The following is a 23,738-nucleotide window of genomic DNA, read 5'->3' as shown; positions in this document are numbered from 1 at the left end:
AGAATTTATGCTGTAGTGGTTTTATTTTTAAACAATTGAAATAAGATGATTAGCACTGATGCTGTAAAAGTTAATGTCATTAGAATACCTGAAAGCATTACAATATATTTCATCCAAAGCAATCCAGTCCATAATAAATATAAGCCACCAAAAGTAAGAACTACTGATACAAATGGCTCTACAATTAAAAACAGTTTTAGTTTTTGATTAAGCTTTGTTGTACTCAAAACTAATCCAACTAAAAAAAAGATAATCGACATCGATAAAATGTGATTATGTACTAAAGTGAGTATTTCCTGTTCACTTTTTTTAAACTTCATAACTTCTGCATCTTCATCGGTTTCGTTTCCTAAATACTGCTCTTCAATACCATTTGGAGCAGCAGATGACGTTTCACCAACAAAAAGTAGTCCTGTATAAAAACCAATACTTAATACTAAAATAAAAGCACCTATAAGTAGCTTAATTTCTTTTGGTAAAGTATATATAAGACCGTTTAGCTGCATTATAAGATGTTTTTAGAATGAAGTATTTTTAATGATTTTAACAAATCATTCATAGCATTTGTCATTGACCGAACTGAAATTGTAGCACCAGAAATAGCAACTACAGTATCATTATATCTCAACTCGTCATTTTGTGTTTTACCAATAAACTGTTGCAACCAACGCTTACTACCAATTTCGCCACCATAATCTTCTCTGTAAACTAATATTTTGGCCTTTTTTACAATTAAATCAGTATCTAATAGTACTAAATAATCAAACTCATCAGTTTTACTTGGCGCTTTAGACACATAAGCATAACCTATGGTTTTTGTTTTAGATTTTATTTCGAATAAATTATCTGAACCAAATTTTGAAGGTAAATTAGAAGCTACTTTTGCATCAATAATTTTAGATTTAAACTCAAATACCTCAACATTATATGTGTCTTTAATCTCCTTATCTACCTTTTTTTGAAGGTGCTTTGGAAGTCCGAAAGACAAAAAAACAAATGCTGTTAATAAGATTGTAAATTGTTTAAATTTCATTTTGCAAAGGTATTTAATTAATTGTTGTTAGTACAACATAAATGCCAAATAGCTAAAGAGAAAATTTCTTTTCACCTTTAGCCATAGGACAATTAAAAACTAATTCACTCTAAAAATATTTTTGTTTCTAGAACCATACGCCTAATCCAACATTTAATTGGTTTGGTAAATCTGCATTGGTTGCATTATCTTTTATTTGATAATCTGCTTTTACCACTGCTCCAGGAGCTACTTTATAGCTTAATCCTAAAGTCCATTCGTTTCTATTATAAGCATCATTCTTTACTAAACCACCATCAACAGAGGCATGAGTATCATAATCTTCATAGCGTGCAAAAGCAAACAATTGTTGTTGTTTATCTGTAGGCAACAAATTATATGCAGCCTCTAAATACCAACCTTGTAAAGCACTTCCTAAATCTGTTGAGTATAATGTGTTATAATCTTCTGTATCATTTAAGCTAGCATATATAAATTGACCTCTTGCTGTAAAACGTTGGTATGCGTAGCGTGCATCAAAACCTAACATTGAAATTCCTACTGAAGAACCATCTATATCATCTACATCATCTTCAGCTTGAGTACGACCAAAATACCCTGATAAACCTAAACGTAATCCTGGTAAGCCATAGTAATCTAATTTAGCTGCAAAGTTTGGAGAATCTATTGTAGATTGAATTCCTTTTTGACGTCCATTACGTAATGCGTTACTACCACCTAAAACCTTTGTACCATTTACAGATGCAAAACCATTAAATACGTAAGCTTGATACCCTAAAGATATTTCATTAAAACGCCCTGAAACTCCAGCACCTATTTCTCTCCACGTTGTTGGTACAATACTTCCATCTATACTTGGTCGCTCAACTCCATTAAAAGTAGTTGGTTCATGATATTCGTTTACGATTCCCATTGGCACTAACATTAAACCTCCACGAAGGTTAACATTATCTGATAAGTTATACTGCAAAAAAGCTTGCTCTACAAAAACTTCTTCAACATGCTCTAACTCAATTTCTGTTACAAATTGTACTTTATCATTAAACTTGTAACCAAAAAGTAATACTAAACGCTGTACATCTAATTCTCCATTATTTCCTTCAGGTTGGTTATAAGTAATCTCACCATAACCACCAACTGTTACACCGCTATTAATGTTTCCAGACAGAATACGTTGCGCAGCATTTTGTTGATTTTGAGGGTTTGTTGATAAAGAATCTGGTACTGTTTGCGCAAAAGAAGTTGCGCATATAAAACTTGCAAAAAGTAGGGTTAATTTTTTCATTTTTTTGATTGTTGTTGTTTTTATTTAGACTTGTTATAAATAATTATTTCTAATTCGAGTGCAAAAATAATAGGACATTTTAATTTTGCAAAGTTTATTTAGACTTATTTTAAATAAAAAAAATGAAGATTATCTAACTAATTAATTAACAACGATTAAGAGAATAAAAAATTAATGGTAAGCTGTGAAAATTTTTGTGGCCTCATTATAGGCGCTTTCAAAACTTAATGCGTTTAAGCTGTTGTTTTGTTTAGAAGTAAAATATGATAATAGTTTTTCTGTTGGCATATTGCCAGTAAGATCGTCTTTTGCCATTGGACAGCCACCAAAACCTTGTATTGCGCCATCAAAACGTTTGCATCCTGCCTTATGTGCTGCATCAACTTTTTCAAACCATGTATTAGGTGTTGTATGTAAATGGGCGCCAAACTCTATTTGTGGGTACTTTGGTATTAAGTTAGAAAATAAATAGTCGATATTTTCAGGATTAGATGTTCCTACAGTATCACTTAACGATAGTATTTTTACTCCCATTTTAGCCAAACGTTCAGTCCACTCGCCTACTATTTCAACACTCCAAGGGTCTCCGTAAGGATTACCAAATCCCATTGAAATATAAACTACAACCTCCTTATTGGTTTTATTAGCAATCTCTAAAATCTCACTTAAAGTTACTACAGATTGTGCTATGGTTTTGTGTGTATTACGCATTTGAAAGTTCTCAGAAATAGAAAACGGATAACCAAGATAATCTATCTCACCATGTTTAGAAGCATCTTCAGCTCCTCTTGTATTGGCAATTATAGCAAGTAATTTACTAGAGGTTTTTGATAGATCTAATTTTGATAAAACTTCTGCTGTATCTACCATTTGAGGTATTGCTTTTGGAGACACAAAACTACCAAAATCAATAGTATCAAAACCAACTCTTAATAACGATTGAATGTACTGTACTTTTTTATCAGTCGGAATAAAGTCTTTAATGCCTTGCATAGCATCTCTAGGACATTCAATGATTTTTACTGGCTTTGACATTCAGCTTTAATTAGATTGTAAAATTACTATTATTTTTCTGATAGTAAAATGAAAATTGCAATACCAACAAATACTATGATTTGTAACCATTTAAGTATAAAACCTACATTCTTATGCTTTTTTATATATTCTGAAATTAATCCTGAAAGGACAGCTATAATAGAGAATATAATAAACGATACGATCATAAAAATAAACCCTAAAACATAAAATTGCGTAATGGTGTTTAACGTAGTGCTAAATAAAAAACCAGGAAAGAAGGCCAAAAAGAAAATAGACACTTTTGGGTTTAGAACATTCATAATAAACCCTTGTTTAAATAATTGTGTGGTACTTTTTTTAGGGATATTACTAGAATTTAAACTCAATTCGGCATCGCTTTTATAGACATTAAAAGCTAAATAAAGCAAATACAATGCTCCAAAAAGCTTAATAATAAAAAACAGTGAGTCATTTTGTTTTATAATTGCTGAAACACCAAAAGCTACTAAAGTAGTATGAACTAAACATCCTGTTATTAGCCCACAAACTGTTGCTATACCATACTTTTTCCCATTAACTAAACTTTGCATTAAAACATAAATATTATCTGGTCCAGGAGAAATTGCTAAAGCAGAAGTAGCTAGTATAAATGATAGTAAAAGGTCGTAGTTCAAGTTGGCTTTATTTTTTAAGTAAAAATAATATTAAAAAAAGTAGCAAAAAAATGTAAGTAACCCTTACTTATTTTCGACATAATTATTTCAATACTAACTCTATACAAATGAAAAACTTTACTCAAACCTTAAAAACCCCAATTTTTCTCTTTGCATTGCTTATTGTGTCAAATGTTTTTGCGCAATCTGTAGCAAATTATGATGTATCTATAACTACAATATGGAATACAACAGATCATACTTCAGTACCTGGAAACGCACATTGGTCTGATCTCATTGGAGCAACACATAATACAGAAAATGAATTTGTAGATTTAGGTGTTTTTGCAACTTTAGGTATTAAAAATGTAGCTGAAGGTGGTGATAATGGTGCAATTACTAATGAAATAAATTCAGTTATTACTGCAGGAAGAGCTGACCAATTATTACAAGACGACTTCCCTTTTGCAGCAGTTAGCACTGCTGGTTTTACAGGTTTACAAGTAAGTGAAGACTTTCCTTTTATAACTTTAGTGTCGATGGTTGCGCCAAGTCCAGATTGGTTTATTGCAGTAAACAGTTTAAATTTAAGATCCGGAAATAATGCAATAAATAATGGATGGAAAGATACATTTACATTGGATGTTTTTGCTTATGATTCTGGTACAGATAGTGGTACTAATTATACTTCATCAGATAACCCAAATGCTCCAGTACCAGTATTTATGATTACAGGATTCCCTATTAATGGAAATAAAATGGCAACAATAACATTCACCTATAACTCATCTACATTAAGTGTTGAGAATTTTAATTCTGTGAAAAAAGTTGAAATCTACCCTAATCCATCTTACGGAATTGTAAACATAAAAACCTCTGGAGCAAATAGTGTTGCTTTGGCTTCTATATACGATGTTTTAGGGAAACATGTTGGTAATTTTAAAAACATTACTCAATCAGATAAATTTAAAATAAATACTTCAAACTTTAAAGACGGAATTTATGTTTTAAAACTTAGTTTAACTGATGGTTCAATTGTTTCAAGGAAGCTTATTTTAAACTAAATCAGATATCTAAAAATTTATACAATCCTTTGTTTTTAACAATATTTGGCTATTTTTACCCAATAAATCTTAACCTACTAACTAATGATTATTAGATTTTTACCTCTTAAAAACATATTCTTTGTTTTAAGTATAGCACTATTAGTTTCTTCAAATGGTTATTCTCAAGTAGAGCCTGTTTGCGGTTTTGTTGCTACACCTGAAGCTCAAGAACGATTTGAAAGACTTCTTCCTCAAATTAAAAAATATGAGCAAGAATATTATAACAAGTCTTTATCAAGATCATCAACAGCTATAAGCTCTATTCCCATTAAAGCCCATATTTTAAGAACATCATCTGGTACTGGTGGCTTAACTGTTACTCAGTTGAATGATGCAATTGCAAATATGAATGCGTATTATGCAAATGCTTATATAGAATTCTTTTTATGTGATGGAATAAACTATATAGATGATTCAACATATTATGACTTTGAAACCAATGAACAAAGTGCTTTAACAAGTGGAAATAATGTAAATAATGTTATTAATATTTACTTTGCGAATACAGTAACAAGTAGTGATTCTGGTGGTGGATTATGTGGTTATGCCTATTTTCCTGGTGGTCCAGAAGTTATTTTAATGGATAATGGTTGTGCGATAAATGGTAGTACATTACCTCACGAAATGGGTCATTTCTTTGCATTATACCATACTCATGGACCAAGTAATTCTGCATTAACAACAGAATTAGTAAACGGAACTAATTGTGATTCTAATGGTGACTTAATTTGTGATACACCTGCAGATCCTCAATTATCATATAGCAATGTTACTGGTGCATGTAATTATATTGGTACAGATACAGATGCAAATGGTGATACATTTGTACCAGACCCTCAAAACATAATGTCGTATTCGAGAAAAGAGTGCAGAACTTTATTTTCGCCACAACAATATGCTCGCATTTATGCAACTTTTCAAACGTCAAGAAATAATCTATCATGCCCAAGCTTTAATGTGGCTTTTGATGCAAATTACACAAGAGATTGCAGTAATTCGTTAACAGTTAATTTTACTGATTCTAGTGTTGGAGCGACATCTTGGCAATGGGATATTGATGGCGATGATATTATTGATTATACAACTCAAAATCCAACACATGTTTATAATGAAGGTGTTTTTGATGTTACCTTAACTATTTCTAATGGAACAAGTTCGTTAACAAAAGTGTATTCCGAACTTATTGAAGTAGGTTCTAATCCTATAAACACAACTCAGCTTCTTTTTACATTAACAACAGATAATTGGCCTGCTGAAACAACTTGGGAGTTTAAAGATAGTAATGATATCGTTTTATATTCAGGAGGTCCATACATAGAAGGAACTCATGATTTTACAACTTTTAATGAAACTTTTAATATTGTAGCTGATGAGTGTTATACACTAACTGTTAGTGATAGTTATGGTGATGGTATATGCTGTGCATCAGGAACTGGATCATACGAGTTAAAAACTCTTGAAAACGTGGTTATAGCAACTGGAGGTGATTATGGCTTTGGAGAAGAAACTTATATGTCTAATCAATCTTTAGGTGTTGATGATTATTTTATTAAAAATAAAATTAGTGTTTATCCAAATCCTACAAATTCAATTTTAAACATAACACTAAATCAGAATAGCAATCTACCAGATAGTTATAAAATATATAATATGCTTGGGCAACTAATAGATACTAAAGAGATTAATAACATCTCACATTTAAAAATTGAAACTAGTACTTTAAACAATGGTATGTATTTTATAAAAATATTTAAGGATGATCAATTCACTTCCATCCCATTTATTAAAAACTAAAAACAACAAAAAAGAGGATTGAAATTTCAATCCTCTTTTTTTATAAGTGCTTTATTAATTTGTTTAATAAGATTAGGGCCTTCATAAATAAAGCCAGTATATAGTTGAATTAAATCTGCACCAGCTTCAAGCTTCTCTAAAGCGTCATCAACTGTATGTATCCCTCCAACTCCTATTATTGGAAATGCTTTATTACTTTTTTCAGATAAAAACCTAATTACTTCAGTAGAGCGATTGGTTAAAGGCTTTCCACTTAAACCTCCAATCTCAGTTTTATTAATATCGTGCAAACCATCTCTAGAAATAGTTGTATTGGTTGCTATAACACCATCTATCTTAGTATCAGAAACTATATCAATAATATCTAAAAGCTGCTCATTTGTTAAATCTGGAGCTATTTTTAATAATATTGGTTTAGGATTAGGTTTCTCTTTATTTAAGTTTTGAAGTGTTTGTAGAAGCTTAGTAAGTGGCTCTTTATCTTGAAGCGCTCTTAAATTTGGTGTGTTTGGAGAACTTACATTAACTACAAAATAGTCTACATAATTAAACAAAGCATTAAAACAAATAATATAATCTTCAACAGCATCATCGTTAGGTGTAATTTTATTTTTTCCAATATTACCTCCTATAAGTACATTATTGTTCTTCTTTAATCGCTCAACAGCTTCAAATACACCTCCATTATTAAAGCCCATTCTGTTGATTATAGCTTTATCTGCTTTCAGCCTAAATAATCTCTTCTTAGGGTTTCCTTCTTGAGGTTTTGGAGTTAAGGTTCCTATCTCAATAAAACCAAAACCAAAATTATTAAGCTCATTAAACAATTTGGCATCTTTATCAAAACCAGCAGCTAATCCAACAGGATTCTTAAAAGTTAATCCAAATAGATTACGCTCTAATTTTTTATCATTTACTTGATAAACATTCTTAATAATTGAAGATACAAAAGGTATTTTGTTTATAAATCTTACAGCCGAAAATGTAAAATAATGTACTTTTTCAGGATCAAAACAAAATAATAAAGGGCGGATAATTAATTTATACATTAGTGATAATTAGATGTGAGCAAAATTAAGCATAATAAAAAAAGGCTACCAAAAAGGTAGCCTTAATTTTAAATAAATTTATTCAGAATTAAAATCTGTAGTTTAATCCAATACTATAATTAGTACCTAACTGACCTAATTGTTGTACTTCTGAAGAGTAAACAAAACGAGAACCAGCTTGTGCTGTATTAGTAGATGCTTTTGTAACATCAGGATAAACATCAAATAAGTTATTTACTATAGCTGTTAAGCTTAACTTGTCAGTAAACTTATAAGAGAAACTTAAATCTGTAGCTAATTTAGAAGACAGCTCTTGGTCAACACCATTAGCAGTTTCTACACCATTAACTGTTCCACCTGAAGGCGCAGTAATAGTTACTTTTCCAAATAAAGTATTGTATAGACCTATATTGAATTTTTCAGCTTCATAATCTAAAGCTAAAATAAACTTAGATTTTGGTCTAGAGTTAGTAATTAACCCTTTTTCTTCACGTGTAAAGATATTATACCCATTTGCTGCTAATGCATCTGGAGTTGTAATTGCATCAATTTTAGTAGTATTAAAGTTAGCAGCTAAACTAGTATGTAATCTAGAATCAGCTCCAATTTCAATATTTCTATAGTTTAACACAAAATCTGCTCCTGTTGTTTTAGTGTCTCCAGCGTTAATAAAGAATTGTACTGCAACAACGTTATTATCTTCAAGTATTTGCTCAACTTGATTTGTTGTTGTATCATCTCCATCTGAACCAATTTGAGATGAGAATAAAACTCGATCATCAACTTTAATTTGATAAAAGTCTAATGATGCAGAGAAGTTTGTATCAAACTTATATGTTAAACCAGCTGAAAAGTTTTTAGATGTTTCAGCAAATAAGTTAGGAACACCTAGTGCTTGTACAGCAGGATTATTATTTGCTAACGTACCTTGTAACAATGGTTCTGATGAACCTGCAACAATAATATACTGGCTATTTGTTAAGTGACGTTGGTGTAATGTAGGCGCTCTAAATCCTGTACTATAAGAAGCTCTAATTGCTCCATCTTCTCCTAACTTATAACGTCCGTTAATTTTCCAAGAAAAGTTATCTCCAAAATCAGAGAAATCTTCATAACGTCCAGCCACACCAATTAATAAATCTTCAGTGATATCAAAATCTAAACCAGCATAAGCAGCAAAGTTATTTCTATCCCACTCGCCAGCTTCAGCAGGCTTGATACCTGCAAATGAATCTGAACCAGAACCATAATATGATAATGGGTCACCTTCTATAGCTTTGAAAGTCTCTTTTTTGTACTCAAGACCAAAAGAACCACTAATCATGTCTGAGAATACTTTAGATACATCTAAGTTTCCTATAACATTATTAAGACTATATCCTCCAGGTTTAAATGTTCTTGGAGATGTTCCATGATCTGCTAAATAGTTTCTATTTACCGAGTTATTTACTGTATAAGAAACACTATTACTACCATAAGTTAAACTTGTATCAAAATTCCATCCATCACCTACTTCAAATTTAATTCCACCTACATTTAAATGATCTTTAATTCTTGCTTCGAAAGTTGGTTGGTATCCTTGAAAATCTTCAGAACGAGTTATAAAATCTGCATCTGCAACATCACGTCTCCAATAAGGAGCTCTGTAATATGCAAAGCTTCGTCCTGTACGTAATGTATATCCATGAAAAGAATAAAACTCAGCGTTTTCTCCCATTGGATGAGATAAATTAACAAATAAATCACCTTTTTCTAAATCAGGCTGACCAACTTTCATTCCTAAATCTGGATTATTTTGTGCCCAAGCAATTTCGTTAGGTCTAGCATCTGAAGGTAAATCTGCAATCCCTGGTGTACCAGCTCTATTTGTAAATTCTTGATTGTAATACCCAAGAGTAAGGTTAATATATCCACCATCTCCAAAAGTTAATCCTGTATTAAAATCTGTAGCGAAATTAAATCCATCGCCTTCTGATGTAATACCTGCTTTTGTACTAAAAACAGAATAATCTACATCTTTTTTAAGTACCATATTTATAACTCCTGCAATAGCATCAGAACCATATTGCGCAGAAGCTCCATCACGTAAAATTTCTACTCTCTCAACAGCAGCTGTAGGAATACTTTTTAAATCGATTCCAACCTCACCTTTACCAGGTGTTCTGTTTAAATATACTTGAGCACTTTGATTTTTACGTTTTCCATTAACCAAAACTAAAGTTCTACTAGGGCCTAATCCTCTCAAATCTGCTGGGTCATAATGTGCAGTTGCATCTGAGATTGCTTGTGGCTGAGCATTAAATGATGGCACTTTAAATGTAAGCATCGCCTCTAATGTAGGCTGACCACCACTTGTTAACTCATTAATACCAATATTGTCAATTGGCACAGGAGAGTCTAAAATAGTTCTCGGTTTTGCTCTGTTACCAATCAAAACCACCTCATCTAAGGCAACTCCAGCTTGCATTGAAACATCCAAAACACTACCATTTACGGTAAGTTCTTGTGAATTGTATCCAACGTAAGAAAATACTAATACATCACCTTGATTGGCATTAATGGAATATTTACCATCAAAATCTGATGTTGTTCCTGTTGATGTTCCTTTAACAACAATAGAAACTCCAGGTAAAGGTTGGCTGTTTTCATCTACAACTGTACCAGAAACCTGAGCATTTACAAATGCTATAGAGCAAAAGTAAATCATTACAATAGTTAAATAATTTTTAATCATTAGTTAATATTTTTTGGTTATCCAATCAATATAATGAAATAATAATTAGTATTTTTGAAAAATTATAAATTTTTGTTAAAAAAAATTGCAAATATCTGATATGCAGAATATTATAGATAGATTCATAAGCTATATTATCATCGACACTGAGTCTGATCCAAAATCAAGCACAACTCCTAGTACTTTAAAACAATGGGATTTAGCAAACAAGTTAGTTGAAGAACTTAAAACAATTGGGATGCAAGACGTCACAATTGATGAAAATGCTTACATTATGGCTACTTTACCTAGTAATGTTAATCATGATGTACCAACTATAGGTTTTATATCTCATTTTGATACAACTCCAGATTTTACTGGAGCAAATGTTAATCCGCAGATAATAAAAAACTATAACGGAAAAGACATCATTCTTAATGAAGAAGAAGGTATAATCCTATCTCCAGATTTATTTGATGATTTGTTACAGTACAAAGGTCAAACATTAATTACAACAGATGGCACGACTCTTTTAGGCGCTGATGATAAAGCTGGAATAACTGAAATTATTACAGCCATGGAGTATCTAATTAATCATCCAGAAATTAAGCATGGTAAAATACGTGTCGGTTTTACACCAGATGAAGAAATTGGCAGAGGAGCTCATAAATTTGATGTTGAAAAATTTGGTGCAGATTGGGCTTATACAATGGATGGAAGCCAAATTGGAGAATTAGAATACGAAAACTTTAATGCTGCAGGAGCAGTTATTAAAGTAAAAGGAAAGATTGTTCACCCTGGTTACGCAAAAGGTAAAATGATTAACTCTATGTACATTGCAACAGAGTTCATTAACTCATTGCCAGAGCTAGAAACACCTGAACATACTGAAAACTATCAAGGCTTTTTTCATTTAAGTAGTATAGAAGGAAAGGTCGAAGAAACTATATTACAGTATATAATTCGTGATCACGATAAGAAGCATTTTGAAGCTCGAAAAGAGATGATACAAAATCTTGCTGACGAAATTAATTCGCAATACGAAAGAGAAGTTATAGTTGTTGAAATAAAAGACCAATATTATAACATGAAAGAAAAAGTTGAGCCTGTAATGCACATTGTTGATATTGCTGAAGAAGCAATGAAGCAATTAGGTATAAAACCCTTAATAAAACCAATTAGAGGTGGCACAGATGGCTCACAATTAAGTTATATGGGTTTACCTTGTCCAAATATTTTTGCAGGAGGACATAACTTCCATGGACGATATGAATATGTTCCAGTAGAAAGTATGGTGAAAGCAACTCAAGTAATTTGTAAGATAGCCGAATTAACTGCTTTAAAGAATTAATTTTTTTAGTAATTTTAAGATTATTATGAAAAAAGTCTATTCAGTTGAAGAGTATATTGAGGTAAATTCACATTTTGGTGAAGAGTTAACACTTTTACGATCTATAATAAATTCTACCGAACTTTCTGAGACATTAAAATGGAGTGCTCCTGTTTATGCCCTAGAAGGTAAAAATGTTGTTGGACTTGGTGCTTTTAAAAATCATTTTGGAATTTGGTTTTTTAATGGTGTCTTTTTAAAAGACGAAAAAAACTTATTAGAGCAAGCTCAAGAAAAAACCAAAGCGTTACGTCAAATGCGATTTACAGGTATGGCAGATATAGATAAAGCTGCAGTACTAGCTTATGTAAAAGAAGCCATACAAAATCAGAAATTAGGCAAAGAGATTAAACCTGAAAGAAAAGGCAAAAAAGTAGATATGCCAGCAGAATTAAAATCTGCTCTAAATAAAAATTCTGTTTTAAACGATGCTTTTAAAATGCTAACTCCTGGTAAGCAAAGAGAGTATGCAGAATACATTCAAACAGCAAAACAAGATGCTACAAAGCAAACTCGTTTAGAAAAAATTACACCTATGATTCTTAAAGGTGTAGGATTAAATGATAAGTATAAAAACTGCTAATAAAAAAGCCACTTATTTTAAGTGGCTTTAATTTTTTTATGTTTTTGCGATTAAGACGCAGTGTCAGAGTTAACTTTTTTACTCATTTCCATTGAAATAGCTGAACGTTCAAATTTAATTTTTCCAGCTAAAGTTTCAATTACACAACTACTATCTTTATCATTAAGTTCGATAACCTTACCATGCATACCGCTTTTAGTAATTACTTTATCTCCCTTTTTTAATTCGCTTGCAAACTTTTTTTCTTGTTTAGCTCGTTTCATCTGTGGTGCTATCATAAAAAAATACACTACAGCAAACATTGCTATAAAAGGTAAAAAACTACTTAATTGCTCCATCTATATTAGTTATGATTGTGACCTTCGTGACCTGGTTGAGTACTCGTTTTAGTTGCCGTATTTTGCATTAATGGCGTTGGTGAGTTTGAAGACCCAACAGGATTAATAGTTGCACTTCCAGCTTTTTGTTTTGGTGCATTAGGATCAACTTCTACAAATGCTTTAATTTCTACTGTTTCAGTACCTTTTTCAGTATTTGTTGTTAATGTAATTGTTTTAGAAACTTGGTTTCCATTACCTTTACCATTAAACTCTACTTTAAACTCACCTGTTTCACCTGGAGCAACTTCTTTTGTCCAATCTGATGGTACAGTACATCCGCAAGTACTTTTAATATTACTTACTACTAAAGGAGATTTACCAACGTTTTTATATGTAAATACTGTAGATACTGGTATTCCGTTAGGAATTGAGCCAAAATCGTGAACTGTTTCATTAAACTCAATTGTTGGGAAATTTCCAGAATTAGCGTCTCTTTGCGCAGCTTCAGCTACATTTTCAGATTTAATTTTACTCTCTGCATTGTCTTTACAAGATGTAAAAGCCACTAAACAAAGTGCACTTAAACCTAATATTACTTTTTTCATGATTTCAATTTTTAAATTATTATTTCAATTTGAGAGGTTAAAAGTAGTAAATATTTCTTATTACATCAATCCTCTACCTATTTTATTTAGTTTTCCTTGCTCAGTATATTCTTTAACAATTTTATCTAAAATACCATTAATAAAGAAACTACTTTTTGGAGTTGAGTATTCTTTTGCTAATTCTAAATACTCATTAATGGTTACTTTTACTGGTATTGAAGGGAATTTTTGAAACTCACAAATAGCCATTTGAAGCATTATTGCGTCTAAATTTGCAATTCTATCAGAATCCCAATTTGTTGTTTTTTGAGCTATTTCTTCGTTAAACTTTGATCGATTTAAAATGGTTTTTTTAAATAATACCACAGCATAGTCCTTATCTTCATCGTCTTTAAAAAGTTCTGGTGTAAAATAAGTATCTAATGAGTCTTTCTTAACTTTTCTTAATAACTTAAGAATACTTGTGTTAATTACAGGTAAATCATCTACCCAAGTTAACTTCTTGTCTTCGATGTATTCATAAAGCTTTTCGTTTGGAGCAATAATTTCTGAAAACACATCAACTAAGAAGTCTTTATCTTCTTTAAATGAAGACTCTTCTGTTTTCATATAATCTGCATAAATATCACTTTCTAAAATAGCTTTATAAATAATATCTACGTATTCAAAATCTAAATACCAGTAATCAATTTTACGCTTTTCTAATTCGTTTTTAACAACTTCGTTATTCTTCAAAAATTGCAGAATACTGTTATTAATAAATTTTTTGTTGGGATTTTTTTCTTCTTTAGTTGCTAAATGCTTTTTTTGAACTTTCTCCAATTGGTCTTCAGCTCTTTTTTGAACTTCAATAAACAAAGACATCATTAACAGATGTAGGTCGTACATATTCTCAAGACTTTGAATAAGAAATCTTTCATCCTTTTTTAAATCGTCACTTTCTGAACCATCAAACGCATATAAGGTTTGCATTACTTTTATACGAATATGTCTTCTATTTAGCATATGTAAAGAACTTTTATAAATTAAAGAGGCGAATAGTTTTTAAACTTTTTCGCCTCGCAAAAATAATATTATTTTGTGATATCAGAACATTATTCTGATAATGTATTTTTTAAGAATTTTCTTTTTTTCGAGCTTCAATTCTTTCTTTAGCCATATTAAGTGCTGCAGTATTAGTAGTTACTCCGTTAGCTTTAGCACGTTCTAAGATTTCAATAGTCGTATTGTAGATATTTTCTGTTTTACGAATAATTTCTTGTCTTCCGTAGTTTTCTAACTCAGCATAAACATTAATAATACCTCCAGCATTAATTAAAAAATCTGGTGCGTAAACAATACCTCTATCTTGAAGCATTTTACCATGTTTATCTTCTGCTAACTGATTGTTTGCAGCTCCTGCTATAATTTTAGCCTTAATTTTATTAATTGTAGCATCATTAATAGTAGCTCCAAGAGCACAAGGCGCATAAATATCCATCTCTTCACTATAGACGTCATTTCCACCATAAATAGTTACGTTGTATTTAGAGCGAACTGTCTCTAATCTTTCTTGGCTAATATCAGAGATAGTTACCTTTGCTCCTTCGTTAACCAAATGCTCAACTAGAGCCTCACCAACGTGACCAATACCTTGCACATGAATGTTTTTATCTTCTAAAACATCAGAGCCAAACTTAAATTTAGCTGCTGCTTTCATTCCCATAAACACACCATAAGCAGTAATTGGAGAAGGGTTACCTGCTCCACCTTTACTTTCAGAAATACCAGTTACATAAGGTGTAACTTCTCTTACTGTATCCATGTCGTCGGTAGTCATACCAACATCTTCAGCAGTAATATATTTTCCACTTAATGAATGAACAAACTCACCAAACTTTCTCATAAGTTCTGGTGTTTTTTGAGTTTTAGCATCACCAATTATCACTGCTTTACCTCCACCAAGATTTAATCCTGTGATAGCAGACTTAAACGTCATACCTCTTGAAAGCCTTAAAGCATCATTTAATGCTTCCCACTCATTATTATATTGCCACATTCTTGTACCTCCAAGAGCTGGTCCTAAAACTGTATTGTGAATACCAATTATTGCTTTTAAACCAGTATCTTTGTCGTTGCAAAACACAATTTGCTCATGATCATCAAAAGACAATTGCCCAAAAACTGGGTCTAACTTTGGAAGGTCTTTAGCATTGATAACGTCTGATATCATATATTAAAATTTGATTTAATGTTTATAGATTCTCTAAAAACAGCGTGCAAAAATAAATCAATATTAGAGTATTAACAAAAATATGGATGTTAAAATGATATATTGTTAAAAACTTAAAAAGCCTCAATACTTTAAATGAAAGAATTACAGCATATTAACAAATATTTTTACAAGTATAGATACAAACTGCTTTCAGGTATAATCATAACCATTATTGCTAGAATTTTTTTACTATTTACGCCAGAATTAATTGGTGAAATAGTTGATACTATTACAAAAAAAATAAATGGTGAAATTACTTTAGAAGTTTATAAAAAAGAATTAACCATAAACTTGCTATACCTGGTTGGAGCAGCTATAGTTGGTGGTATTTTTACTTTTTTAATGAGACAAACATTGATTAATGTTTCTAGATATGTTGAGTACGATTTAAAAAACGAAGTATATCAACAATACCAAAGACTATCGTTAGGCTTTTATAAATCTAATAGAACAGGAGATTTAATGAGTCGAATAAGTGAGGATGTTGGTAAAGTTAGAGAGTATGTTGGTCCAGCTCTTATGTACAGCATTAATACGTTAACCCTTTTTATTATTGCACTATTTTTAATGTTTAGAGAAGCTCCAATGCTTACACTGTACACAATAATTCCTTTACCAATACTCTCGTTTTTCATTTATGTATTAAGTAAAAAAATTCATAAAAAAAGTACGATTGTTCAGGTGTGGCTAGCAAAACTATCAACCTTTACTCAAGAATCGTTTAGTGGTGTAAGTGTTATAAAATCATATAGTATTGAAGACCAAATAAATCGTGACTTTGATATCTTATCAGCTGAGAGTAGACAAAAAAATATCGATTTAGTAAAAGTGCAAGCACTATTTTTTCCTTTAATGATTTTCTTAATAGGATTGAGTAACGTTATTGTTATTTACATAGGTGGTTTACAGTATATCAATGGCGAAATAGATAGTATAGGTGTTATTGCCAAGTTTATTATCTACGTTAACTTACTAACATGGCCTGTTGCCACTGTTGGCTGGGTAACATCTGTTGTACAACAAGCAGAAGCATCTCAAAAACGTATTAATGAGTTTTTAAAGCAAGATCCTGAAATTAAAAACAAAACCATTGAGCCTTCAAAAATTGATGGTGCTATTGAGTTTAAAAACGTATCATTTATATATCCAGACACAAATATTCAAGCATTAAAAGATGTTAGCTTTACAATTGATAAAGGACAAACATTAGCTATATTAGGAAATACAGGTTCAGGAAAATCTACAATTTTAGACTTAATTGGTCGACTTTATGATATTAACAGTGGTCAAATAACTATTGATGGTATTGAAATAGACAAACTAAACCTAAAAAGTCTAAGAAATAGTATTGGCTACGTACCTCAAGATGCATTTTTGTTTTCAGACTCTATAAAAAACAATATTATGTTTGGAAAAGAAGATGCAACAGAAGAGGAAGTAATTAATGCTGCTAAAAATGCAGATGTACACAAAAATATTAAAGGATTTACCAATGGTTACAATACTATACTTGGTGAACGTGGTATTACACTTTCTGGTGGACAAAAGCAGCGTGTTTCTATTGCTAGAGCAATAATTAAAGAACCAAAAATTTTATTATTTGACGATTGCCTATCTGCAGTAGATACAGAAACAGAAGAAAAAATACTTAAAAATTTAAGCAAGCTAATTGTAGGCAAAACAACAATAATAGTAAGTCATAGAGTTTCATCAGCTAAAAATGCTGATAAAATAATTGTTTTAGATGATGGGAGAATCATTCAAACTGGATCTCATGAAAGCTTGATAGATGTAGATGGATATTACAAAAAACTGTACTTAAACCAACTCACAGAAAACAATTCAAACAACTTATAATCAGAATTTTGTATTGCTTTTTAAAACAAAAACCAGAGTATCACTAATCAATTATTATACTATCAACTAAAAGAAATAACATAATTTGTTGGTTACTATTCTTTTTTTTTAGATTTTTGAGACACAAACCGAATTAATTTAAAAAAATTATGAGTGATAATGAAATGATGGAGAAAGAGGAAATTTTCTCTAAAGTATTAAGAGCAGGAAGAAGAACCTATTTTTTTGATGTGAGAGCTACTAAAGCTGGAGATTATTATCTTACTATCACTGAAAGTAAAAAGTTTACTAATGACGATGGTTCTTTTCATTACAAAAAGCATAAAATCTATTTATACAAAGAAGATTTTGCTGAATTTAGTGAGATTTTAAACGAAATGACATCTTATATAGTTGACGAAAAAGGTGATGAAGTTATTAGCGAACGTCATCAAAAAGACTTTAAAAAAGATGATTTTGATACAACAGAAGCTACTGTTGAAGATGAAACTCCAAAATCGACTGGAAGTTTTACTGATATCAATTTTGAAGACATTTAATTTATTCAATGTTAAAATACACACAAACCGTTACTTTAAAGTAGCGGTTTTTTTATATTTATATCCTAACTTATACTATATGAAAAATCTGTTCTTACTTGTTTTTTTAGCTTCCTTTACCCTTTTATCGCAATCGCAAACGCAGCTCGATTACTATTTACCTCAAAACACCAGCTATAATTCTAACATACCAACACCACAATCGGTAATTGGTCATGAGGTTGGAAAATGGCATGTTACTCATGATAAACTAGCACAATACATGTATGCATTAGATGCAGCATCTGATAGAATTACTATTGAAAACAGAGGAACAACATTTGAAGACAGACCTTTACTGTTGCTTACCATAACATCGCCTAAGAATCATCAAAACCTTGAAAGCATTCGTAAAGCACATGTAGATGCTACAAATAACAACAATGCTGTAAATATTTCTGAAATGCCTATTGTAGTATATCAAGGATTTTCAATTCATGGAAATGAACCTAGTGGCTCAAACGCAGCGTTATTAGTTGCTTATTATCTCGCTGCTGCTGAAAGTGATGATGTTAAAAATTTACTTGACAACACTGTTATTTTATTTGACCCTTCATTTAATCCTGATGGCTTACAACGCTTTGCGTATTGGGCAAATACTAATAAAAGTAATAATCTAAATCCAGATCCAAACGACAGAGAATATAACGAGGTTTGGCCTGGTGGACGTACAAATCACTATTGGTTTGATATGAATAGAGATTGGTTACCTGTACAATTACCTGAATCTAGAGTAAGAATACAAACGTTTCATAAATGGTTACCAAATATTTTAACAGACCATCATGAAATGGGAACAAATTCTACTTTCTTTTTTCAACCAGGAATACCAAGTAGAACTCACCCATTAACACCAAAACTAAATCAAGAACTTACAAGACGCATTGGCGATTTTCATGCTAATGCTTTAAATAAAATTGGTTCATTGTACTACACAGAAGAAGATTACGACGATTTCTATTATGGCAAAGGCTCAACGTTTCCTGATATTAATGGAAGTATAGGTATTTTGTTTGAGCAAGCCAGTTCTCGTGGCCATATACAAGAAAGTGATAATGGTATTCTAACATTCCCATTTACGATTAGAAATCAATTTACTGCTGCATTATCTACATTAGAAGCAGCAAAAACAATGCGAGAAGATATTTTAAAATATCAACATGATTTTTACAAAAATGCAAGAGCTGAAGCTTTAAAAGACAACGGAAAAGCAATAGTTTTTGGTAATGAAAAAGATGCTGCTTCAACCTATCATTTGGCAGAAATTCTTAAGCGCCATCAAATAACCATAAATGAAGTAAAGTCTGATTTTACATCAAATGGAAAAAAATTCAAAAAAGGATATAGTTTTATTATTCCTAAAAATCAGAAGAATGCACGTTTAATTCAAGCGATGTTCGAAAAACGCACGTCGTTTCAAGATAGTTTGTTTTATGATATTTCGGCATGGACGTTCCCACTAGCTTTTAATTTAGATTACGATGAAAATGTATCAACAGCAAACATAGGTAACGAAGTGACCGATTTGCAGTTAAAAACAGGAACTGTAACATCAAAAAGCAACTATGGTTATGTAATGCAGTGGCATGAATATTATTCACCAAAAGCATTAAACACCATTTTAAATGCCAATATAAGAGCAAAAGTTGCTATGAGTACATTTAAGCTAAATGGAACTACTTATGATTATGGAACCATTTTAATTCCTGTTCAAAATCAATCAAAATCTGCTGAAGAGTTATATGCGTTCTTAACAGAAGTTGCTAAAGAAAGTCATTTACAAATTGATGCTGTATCAACAGGTTTGACTGATGGTATCGATTTAGGAAGCAGACAGTTTAGAGCACTTACGGCACCAAAAGTAGCTATGATTGTTGGTGAAGGTGTTAGTCCTTACGATGCTGGTGAAGTCTGGCATTTATTTGATCAGCGCTATAATATGACACTCACAAAACTAGACACAGAGTCACTTACACGAACAGATTTAAGCAGGTACAACACTATTATTTTACCTAGTGCAAATTTAAGTGGTTCTGCTGCTGAAAAGCTTAAGGCTTGGGTTGGAGATGGAGGCACTCTAATTGGGTTTGAAAACACTGTACGCTGGTTAAGTAGCAATGAGTTTATGAAGCTAGATATTAAAAAACTAGAGCTAAAAGCAAAGCATATTTCTTTTGAACAAAAAGACGATTTTAGTGGTGCGCAATTAATATCTGGAGCTATTTTTGAAACCAAGCTCGACAGATCGCATCCTATTGCATTTGGTTATAAAAACGAAACATTACCATTATTTAGAGGCAATTCAATTTTTATAAATGCCGATAAACAAAGTTATAACAACCCAATACAGTATACTAAAAACCCATTATTAAGTGGCTATATTTCAAAACGTAATTTAGATAGTTTGGCTAATACTGTACCTTTTCAAGTACAGCGTTTAAAACGCGGAAAAGTAGTAGCGTTTACTGATAACACTAACTTTAGAGCCTTTTGGTATGGCACAAATAAGTTAATGATGAATGCTATATTTTTTAGAGACGAATTATAGTTTAACAGCCAATAGTGTTAACACTAAAACATTTAGCAAATACATAATTGCAAACTTAACACCAATAGTTAAACTTAATAAAACCATTATTAGAACCAAAAATATTGGAACAACAGAAATAGCTATAGCAAACCTAAATGTAGATGTGAATTCTATTTCGTTTATGTTAGGCTGAAAAACTTTTTTCCAAAGTAGATAAGGAAGAAACAAATTAATGATAAGCAACACTTTAAATAGTTTTTTAAATGTGTTGCTTTCTTTTTTTACTGCCTTACACGTTTTAAAATTACTGGCAATACATGTATTTACTGCATCAGGATTTAAAAAATCTATATTAAGATGTTCTAACTTTTTAAGTGTCTCATCGTAATCATCACTATTAATATGTATTGTAAGTTGACATAATTCTTTAAAAATCGTTTCTTTTAATTCGCTAGCACTTTTTGTTGAATTTGCATCAACCACTATTGCGTTACCAAAATTAAGCAATGTACTATCAGCAAAACGCTCGGCATGAACAAAATTAACTCCAACAGGTACAAGCGTTATTTTTGTATCAGGAAAATCGTCTAACGTTTCAAAAATAATACGAGCAAACCCTTTACTTAAAGGTCTAACAGTTCGTTTTAGATTATGACTTCCTTCAGGAAAAATAACAATAGCTTTTTGTTTAGATAACAACTTCGCAGTTGATGAAAATACAGAGTTATTCTTAGTCAGATTTCCCCATCCATCTCTAATTCTATACACAGGAATCATTAATAAACTCCTTAAAATCTTACTTATAAGTTTATTATTAAATACACTAGCTCTAGTAAGAAAATATGAAAATCGGCCACTATTAGTTGCAATTAACAAAGCATCTAGTAAAGCATTTTGATGATTAGACAAAAGCAAAACTGCGCCATCTTTTGGTACTTTGTCTGCATTAACAACTGTTATCTTTTTGAAGTAAAAAAAGAGTCCAATTTTTAAATATAATCTTACGCTATGTAACCACAATTGTTTCAATCTAAAACTATTTTTGAAGATTTACGAGACCAAAACAATGCTAAAAGCAATCCAGAAACTATATGCCAAATGCCCCAAAATGCAGCTAAAATTGCCATACCTCCTAACCCATTAAAAAATGTAAAAATAAGCAGTAGTCCTAATCCAGAATTCTGAATTCCTGTTTCAATAGCTATCGTTTTTCTGTTTACAAACGACAATCCAAATACTGTAGCCAAACCAAATCCTAATGCAATGGCAATAATATTGTGCGTAATGCCAATCCATAAAACGTGCTTAACATAACTATTAAATACCTCAATATTATTTGCTAGTGCGATAATAACAAGTGCTACAAAAAACACAATAGAAAAAGGTTTTAAATACTTAGCTATAGTTAATGCTTGCTCTGGGAATTTCCAACGTACTAACATACCCAAAACTAAAGGAATGCCTAAAATTAGCAACACTACTTTCACCAATTCAAAAGCATCTAATTCAACGGTTCTTAATATCTGAGCCGTTGGCTCGTATAAATTGCCATAAAATTCAAAATTAAAAGGTGTCATTATAATTGCTATAAATGTTGCGAAGGCAGTTAGGCTTACAGACAAAGCTGTATTCCCTTTAGCCAAATGCGTCATAAAATTTGAGATATTTCCACCAGGACAAGCAGCAACCATCATCATACCAAGAGCTATACTAGGTTGTGGTTTTATAATTAGTACCAAAGCATATGTAGCCAAAGGCAAAACCACAAACTGAGACAAAATGCCAACTAATACTAATTTAGGTTGCTTAAGTAAACTTTTAAAATCGTTAGTTGTAATATTTAGCGCAACGCCAAACATAACAATTGCTAAAGCTATATTTAAAACCCAAAGACTTTCGTTATTAAAATTTATAGTGACTTTATCTAGCTGTTGCATAGGCTTAAGCTACCGTAGAGCCGTTTTTAACTTTTTGTTCAGGGTTTAGTAAAATTACATCTTTACCATTTACAGCACCTAACACCAAACATTCGCTCATAAATTTTGCGATTTGCTTTTTTGGGAAATTAACCACAGCAACAATTTGACGATGCAACAATTCATCTTTAGTATATAGAGTTGTAATTTGAGCTGACGATTTTTTAATTCCTAACTCACCAAAATTGATAGTTAATTGATACGCAGGATTTCTTGCTTCAGGAAAGTCATTAACTTCAATAATGGTTCCTACACGTAAATCGACTTTTGTAAAGTCATCAAATGTTATTATATTATCCATGAGATAAAAATACATTATAAAACTAAATAGACAAATAAATGGCTCAAACTCCATCAAATATGTTGCCTTTAGGCACCACAGCACCAGATTTTAAATTATTAGATACTGTAAGCGACACAATGCTCGCCTTACAAGAAGTTAAGGGTTTAAAAGCTACCGTTATTATGTTTATATGCAATCATTGCCCATTTGTAAAGCATGTAAATAAACAGTTAGCACAATTAGCAAAAGACTACAAATCTAAAGGTGTAAATTTTGTAGCTATTTCTAGTAATGATGTAGAAAATTATCCTCAAGATGCTCCTCACTTAATGAAACAAAATGCTATAGAACAAGGTTTTATTTTTCCGTATTTATACGATCAAACTCAAGAAGTTGCTGAGGCTTATGATGCTGCTTGCACACCAGATTTTTATGTGTTTAATGAGGATTTAGCATTGGTGTATAGAGGACAGTTAGACGATTCTAGACCAGGAAATGGATTGCCAGTAACAGGACAAGATATACGTAATACTCTAGAAGCTTTATTGAGCAATAAACCCATAACTGAAATGCAAAAACCTAGTATTGGTTGTAACATAAAGTGGAAGTAACAAGACAATGAAAATGTTTTCTTATCCCGAAATTAAAACCGATAAAACCATATATTTGTTGGTATATAATTAGTTCTACTCAATATGAACAAAACGCTATT

Annotated in this window: 22 protein-coding genes; 8 read left to right on the top strand and 14 right to left on the bottom strand. The window is 31.3% G+C overall.

Annotation, left to right across the window (positions count from 1 at the left end; genetic code table 11):
• Positions 1–5 precede the first annotated feature (5 nt).
• The 5 genes from IEW41_RS10045 to IEW41_RS10025 form a co-directional block, all read right to left on the bottom strand.
• Positions 6–506, bottom strand: a complete 501-nt coding sequence (locus IEW41_RS10045; protein ID WP_188606223.1) for an Aq_1264-related membrane protein — start codon at positions 504–506, stop codon at positions 6–8.
• Positions 506–1,033, bottom strand: a complete 528-nt coding sequence (locus IEW41_RS10040) for an FMN-binding protein (protein ID WP_188606222.1) — start codon at positions 1,031–1,033, stop codon at positions 506–508. Before IEW41_RS10040 ends, IEW41_RS10045 begins: the two co-directional genes overlap by 1 nt.
• A gap of 127 nt (positions 1,034–1,160) precedes the next feature.
• Positions 1,161–2,318: a porin gene (locus tag IEW41_RS10035; protein WP_188606221.1), complete on the bottom strand. Its 1,158-nt coding sequence runs from the start codon at positions 2,316–2,318 to the stop codon at positions 1,161–1,163.
• A 171-nt stretch (positions 2,319–2,489) separates the two neighbouring features.
• Positions 2,490–3,353, bottom strand: coding sequence for a hydroxymethylglutaryl-CoA lyase (locus IEW41_RS10030; RefSeq protein ID WP_188606220.1), 864 nt, complete (start codon positions 3,351–3,353; stop codon positions 2,490–2,492).
• Between the two features lie 29 nt (positions 3,354–3,382).
• On the bottom strand, positions 3,383–4,009 hold the full coding sequence (locus IEW41_RS10025; protein WP_188606219.1) for a LysE family translocator: 627 nt from the start codon (positions 4,007–4,009) through the stop codon (positions 3,383–3,385).
• 107 nt (positions 4,010–4,116) lie between these two features.
• Here IEW41_RS10025 and IEW41_RS10020 point away from each other — a divergent pair, with 107 nt between their 5' ends.
• Positions 4,117–5,052, top strand: coding sequence for a T9SS type A sorting domain-containing protein (locus IEW41_RS10020; RefSeq protein ID WP_188606218.1), 936 nt, complete (start codon positions 4,117–4,119; stop codon positions 5,050–5,052).
• An 84-nt stretch (positions 5,053–5,136) separates the two neighbouring features.
• Positions 5,137–6,888 carry a zinc-dependent metalloprotease gene (locus tag IEW41_RS10015; protein WP_188606217.1) on the top strand — a complete coding sequence of 584 codons (1,752 nt, stop codon included), beginning with the start codon at positions 5,137–5,139 and terminating at the stop codon, positions 6,886–6,888.
• A gap of 26 nt (positions 6,889–6,914) precedes the next feature.
• Here the strand turns inward: IEW41_RS10015 and IEW41_RS10010 are convergent, their stop codons facing one another.
• Complete coding sequence (locus IEW41_RS10010; protein ID WP_188606216.1) at positions 6,915–7,937, bottom strand: quinone-dependent dihydroorotate dehydrogenase; 1,023 nt, start codon at positions 7,935–7,937, stop codon at positions 6,915–6,917.
• An 88-nt stretch (positions 7,938–8,025) separates the two neighbouring features.
• Positions 8,026–10,671 (bottom strand): TonB-dependent receptor, encoded by a 2,646-nt coding sequence (locus IEW41_RS10005; RefSeq protein WP_188606215.1) that lies wholly within the window; start codon positions 10,669–10,671, stop codon positions 8,026–8,028.
• A gap of 100 nt (positions 10,672–10,771) precedes the next feature.
• Between IEW41_RS10005 and pepT the strand changes: the two genes are divergently transcribed.
• On the top strand, positions 10,772–12,001 hold the full coding sequence (gene pepT, locus IEW41_RS10000) for a peptidase T (protein WP_373282957.1): 1,230 nt from the start codon (positions 10,772–10,774) through the stop codon (positions 11,999–12,001).
• Positions 12,002–12,026: 25 nt separating this feature from the next.
• Positions 12,027–12,623 (top strand): YdeI/OmpD-associated family protein, encoded by a 597-nt coding sequence (locus tag IEW41_RS09995; protein WP_188606214.1) that lies wholly within the window; start codon positions 12,027–12,029, stop codon positions 12,621–12,623.
• Positions 12,624–12,673: 50 nt separating this feature from the next.
• On the opposite strand, the gene yajC is transcribed toward IEW41_RS09995, so the two are convergent.
• The 4 genes from yajC to IEW41_RS09975 all read right to left on the bottom strand — a co-directional run bounded on the left by yajC (position 12,674) and on the right by IEW41_RS09975 (position 15,760).
• Entirely contained in the window at positions 12,674–12,961 is a 288-nt protein-coding gene (yajC, locus tag IEW41_RS09990) for a preprotein translocase subunit YajC (RefSeq protein WP_188606213.1), read from the bottom strand.
• A gap of 5 nt (positions 12,962–12,966) precedes the next feature.
• Positions 12,967–13,548, bottom strand: coding sequence for a DUF1573 domain-containing protein (locus IEW41_RS09985; protein ID WP_188606212.1), 582 nt, complete (start codon positions 13,546–13,548; stop codon positions 12,967–12,969).
• Between the two features lie 60 nt (positions 13,549–13,608).
• On the bottom strand, positions 13,609–14,553 hold the full coding sequence (gene nusB, locus IEW41_RS09980) for a transcription antitermination factor NusB (RefSeq protein ID WP_229660209.1): 945 nt from the start codon (positions 14,551–14,553) through the stop codon (positions 13,609–13,611).
• A 109-nt stretch (positions 14,554–14,662) separates the two neighbouring features.
• A complete protein-coding gene (locus tag IEW41_RS09975) occupies positions 14,663–15,760 on the bottom strand; it encodes a Glu/Leu/Phe/Val family dehydrogenase (RefSeq protein WP_188606211.1) in 1,098 nt (365 codons plus the stop codon).
• A 135-nt stretch (positions 15,761–15,895) separates the two neighbouring features.
• Here IEW41_RS09975 and IEW41_RS09970 point away from each other — a divergent pair, with 135 nt between their 5' ends.
• The 3 genes from IEW41_RS09970 to IEW41_RS09960 all read left to right on the top strand — a co-directional run bounded on the left by IEW41_RS09970 (position 15,896) and on the right by IEW41_RS09960 (position 20,785).
• Entirely contained in the window at positions 15,896–17,659 is a 1,764-nt protein-coding gene (locus IEW41_RS09970; protein WP_188606210.1) for an ABC transporter ATP-binding protein, read from the top strand.
• Between the two features lie 149 nt (positions 17,660–17,808).
• Positions 17,809–18,198, top strand: coding sequence for a PUR family DNA/RNA-binding protein (locus IEW41_RS09965; RefSeq protein WP_188606209.1), 390 nt, complete (start codon positions 17,809–17,811; stop codon positions 18,196–18,198).
• Between the two features lie 79 nt (positions 18,199–18,277).
• Positions 18,278–20,785: a M14 family metallopeptidase gene (locus IEW41_RS09960; protein WP_188606208.1), complete on the top strand. Its 2,508-nt coding sequence runs from the start codon at positions 18,278–18,280 to the stop codon at positions 20,783–20,785.
• On the opposite strand, the gene IEW41_RS09955 is transcribed toward IEW41_RS09960, so the two are convergent.
• The 3 genes from IEW41_RS09955 to IEW41_RS09945 are packed head-to-tail and all read right to left on the bottom strand — an operon-like array spanning position 20,780 to position 23,044.
• Positions 20,780–21,796: a lysophospholipid acyltransferase family protein gene (locus IEW41_RS09955; protein ID WP_229660208.1), complete on the bottom strand. Its 1,017-nt coding sequence runs from the start codon at positions 21,794–21,796 to the stop codon at positions 20,780–20,782. The genes IEW41_RS09960 and IEW41_RS09955 overlap by 6 nt on opposite strands.
• Entirely contained in the window at positions 21,793–22,704 is a 912-nt protein-coding gene (locus tag IEW41_RS09950) for a bile acid:sodium symporter family protein (protein ID WP_188606207.1), read from the bottom strand. Before IEW41_RS09950 ends, IEW41_RS09955 begins: the two co-directional genes overlap by 4 nt.
• A 4-nt stretch (positions 22,705–22,708) precedes the next feature.
• Positions 22,709–23,044, bottom strand: a complete 336-nt coding sequence (locus IEW41_RS09945; protein WP_188606206.1) for a tRNA-binding protein — start codon at positions 23,042–23,044, stop codon at positions 22,709–22,711.
• A gap of 38 nt (positions 23,045–23,082) precedes the next feature.
• Between IEW41_RS09945 and IEW41_RS09940 the strand changes: the two genes are divergently transcribed.
• The gene (locus IEW41_RS09940; protein WP_188606205.1) at positions 23,083–23,637 is read left to right on the top strand and encodes a thioredoxin family protein; all 555 of its coding nucleotides are present in this window, start codon (positions 23,083–23,085) and stop codon (positions 23,635–23,637) included.
• Positions 23,638–23,738: the final 101 nt, after the last annotated feature.

Source organism: Aquaticitalea lipolytica, assembly GCF_014641635.1.
In the GTDB taxonomy this organism is placed as follows: Bacteria; Bacteroidota; Bacteroidia; order Flavobacteriales; family Flavobacteriaceae; genus Aquaticitalea; species Aquaticitalea lipolytica.
This window is presented reverse-complemented; position numbering and strand designations above follow the sequence as displayed.

Bases quoted from the DNA above. Each gene is read 5' to 3' on its own strand.
- nusB (WP_229660209.1), bottom strand. From the start codon at position 14,553: ATGCTAAATAGAAGACATATTCGTATAAAAGTAATGCAAACCTTATAT.
- IEW41_RS10030 (WP_188606220.1), bottom strand. From the start codon at position 3,353: ATGTCAAAGCCAGTAAAAATCATTGAATGTCCTAGAGATGCTATGCAA.
- IEW41_RS09960 (WP_188606208.1), top strand. From the start codon at position 18,278: ATGAAAAATCTGTTCTTACTTGTTTTTTTAGCTTCCTTTACCCTTTTA.
- IEW41_RS09950 (WP_188606207.1), bottom strand. From the start codon at position 22,704: ATGCAACAGCTAGATAAAGTCACTATAAATTTTAATAACGAAAGTCTT.
- IEW41_RS10015 (WP_188606217.1), top strand. From the start codon at position 5,137: ATGATTATTAGATTTTTACCTCTTAAAAACATATTCTTTGTTTTAAGT.
- yajC (WP_188606213.1), bottom strand. From the start codon at position 12,961: ATGGAGCAATTAAGTAGTTTTTTACCTTTTATAGCAATGTTTGCTGTA.
- IEW41_RS10035 (WP_188606221.1), bottom strand. From the start codon at position 2,318: ATGAAAAAATTAACCCTACTTTTTGCAAGTTTTATATGCGCAACTTCT.
- IEW41_RS09985 (WP_188606212.1), bottom strand. From the start codon at position 13,548: ATGAAAAAAGTAATATTAGGTTTAAGTGCACTTTGTTTAGTGGCTTTT.
- IEW41_RS09995 (WP_188606214.1), top strand. From the start codon at position 12,027: ATGAAAAAAGTCTATTCAGTTGAAGAGTATATTGAGGTAAATTCACAT.
- IEW41_RS09945 (WP_188606206.1), bottom strand. From the start codon at position 23,044: ATGGATAATATAATAACATTTGATGACTTTACAAAAGTCGATTTACGT.
- pepT (WP_373282957.1), top strand. From the start codon at position 10,772: ATGCAGAATATTATAGATAGATTCATAAGCTATATTATCATCGACACT.
- IEW41_RS09970 (WP_188606210.1), top strand. From the start codon at position 15,896: ATGAAAGAATTACAGCATATTAACAAATATTTTTACAAGTATAGATAC.
- IEW41_RS09965 (WP_188606209.1), top strand. From the start codon at position 17,809: ATGAGTGATAATGAAATGATGGAGAAAGAGGAAATTTTCTCTAAAGTA.
- IEW41_RS10045 (WP_188606223.1), bottom strand. From the start codon at position 506: ATGCAGCTAAACGGTCTTATATATACTTTACCAAAAGAAATTAAGCTA.
- IEW41_RS10020 (WP_188606218.1), top strand. From the start codon at position 4,117: ATGAAAAACTTTACTCAAACCTTAAAAACCCCAATTTTTCTCTTTGCA.
- IEW41_RS10040 (WP_188606222.1), bottom strand. From the start codon at position 1,033: ATGAAATTTAAACAATTTACAATCTTATTAACAGCATTTGTTTTTTTG.
- IEW41_RS09975 (WP_188606211.1), bottom strand. From the start codon at position 15,760: ATGATATCAGACGTTATCAATGCTAAAGACCTTCCAAAGTTAGACCCA.
- IEW41_RS10010 (WP_188606216.1), bottom strand. From the start codon at position 7,937: ATGTATAAATTAATTATCCGCCCTTTATTATTTTGTTTTGATCCTGAA.
- IEW41_RS09940 (WP_188606205.1), top strand. From the start codon at position 23,083: ATGGCTCAAACTCCATCAAATATGTTGCCTTTAGGCACCACAGCACCA.
- IEW41_RS10005 (WP_188606215.1), bottom strand. From the start codon at position 10,671: ATGATTAAAAATTATTTAACTATTGTAATGATTTACTTTTGCTCTATA.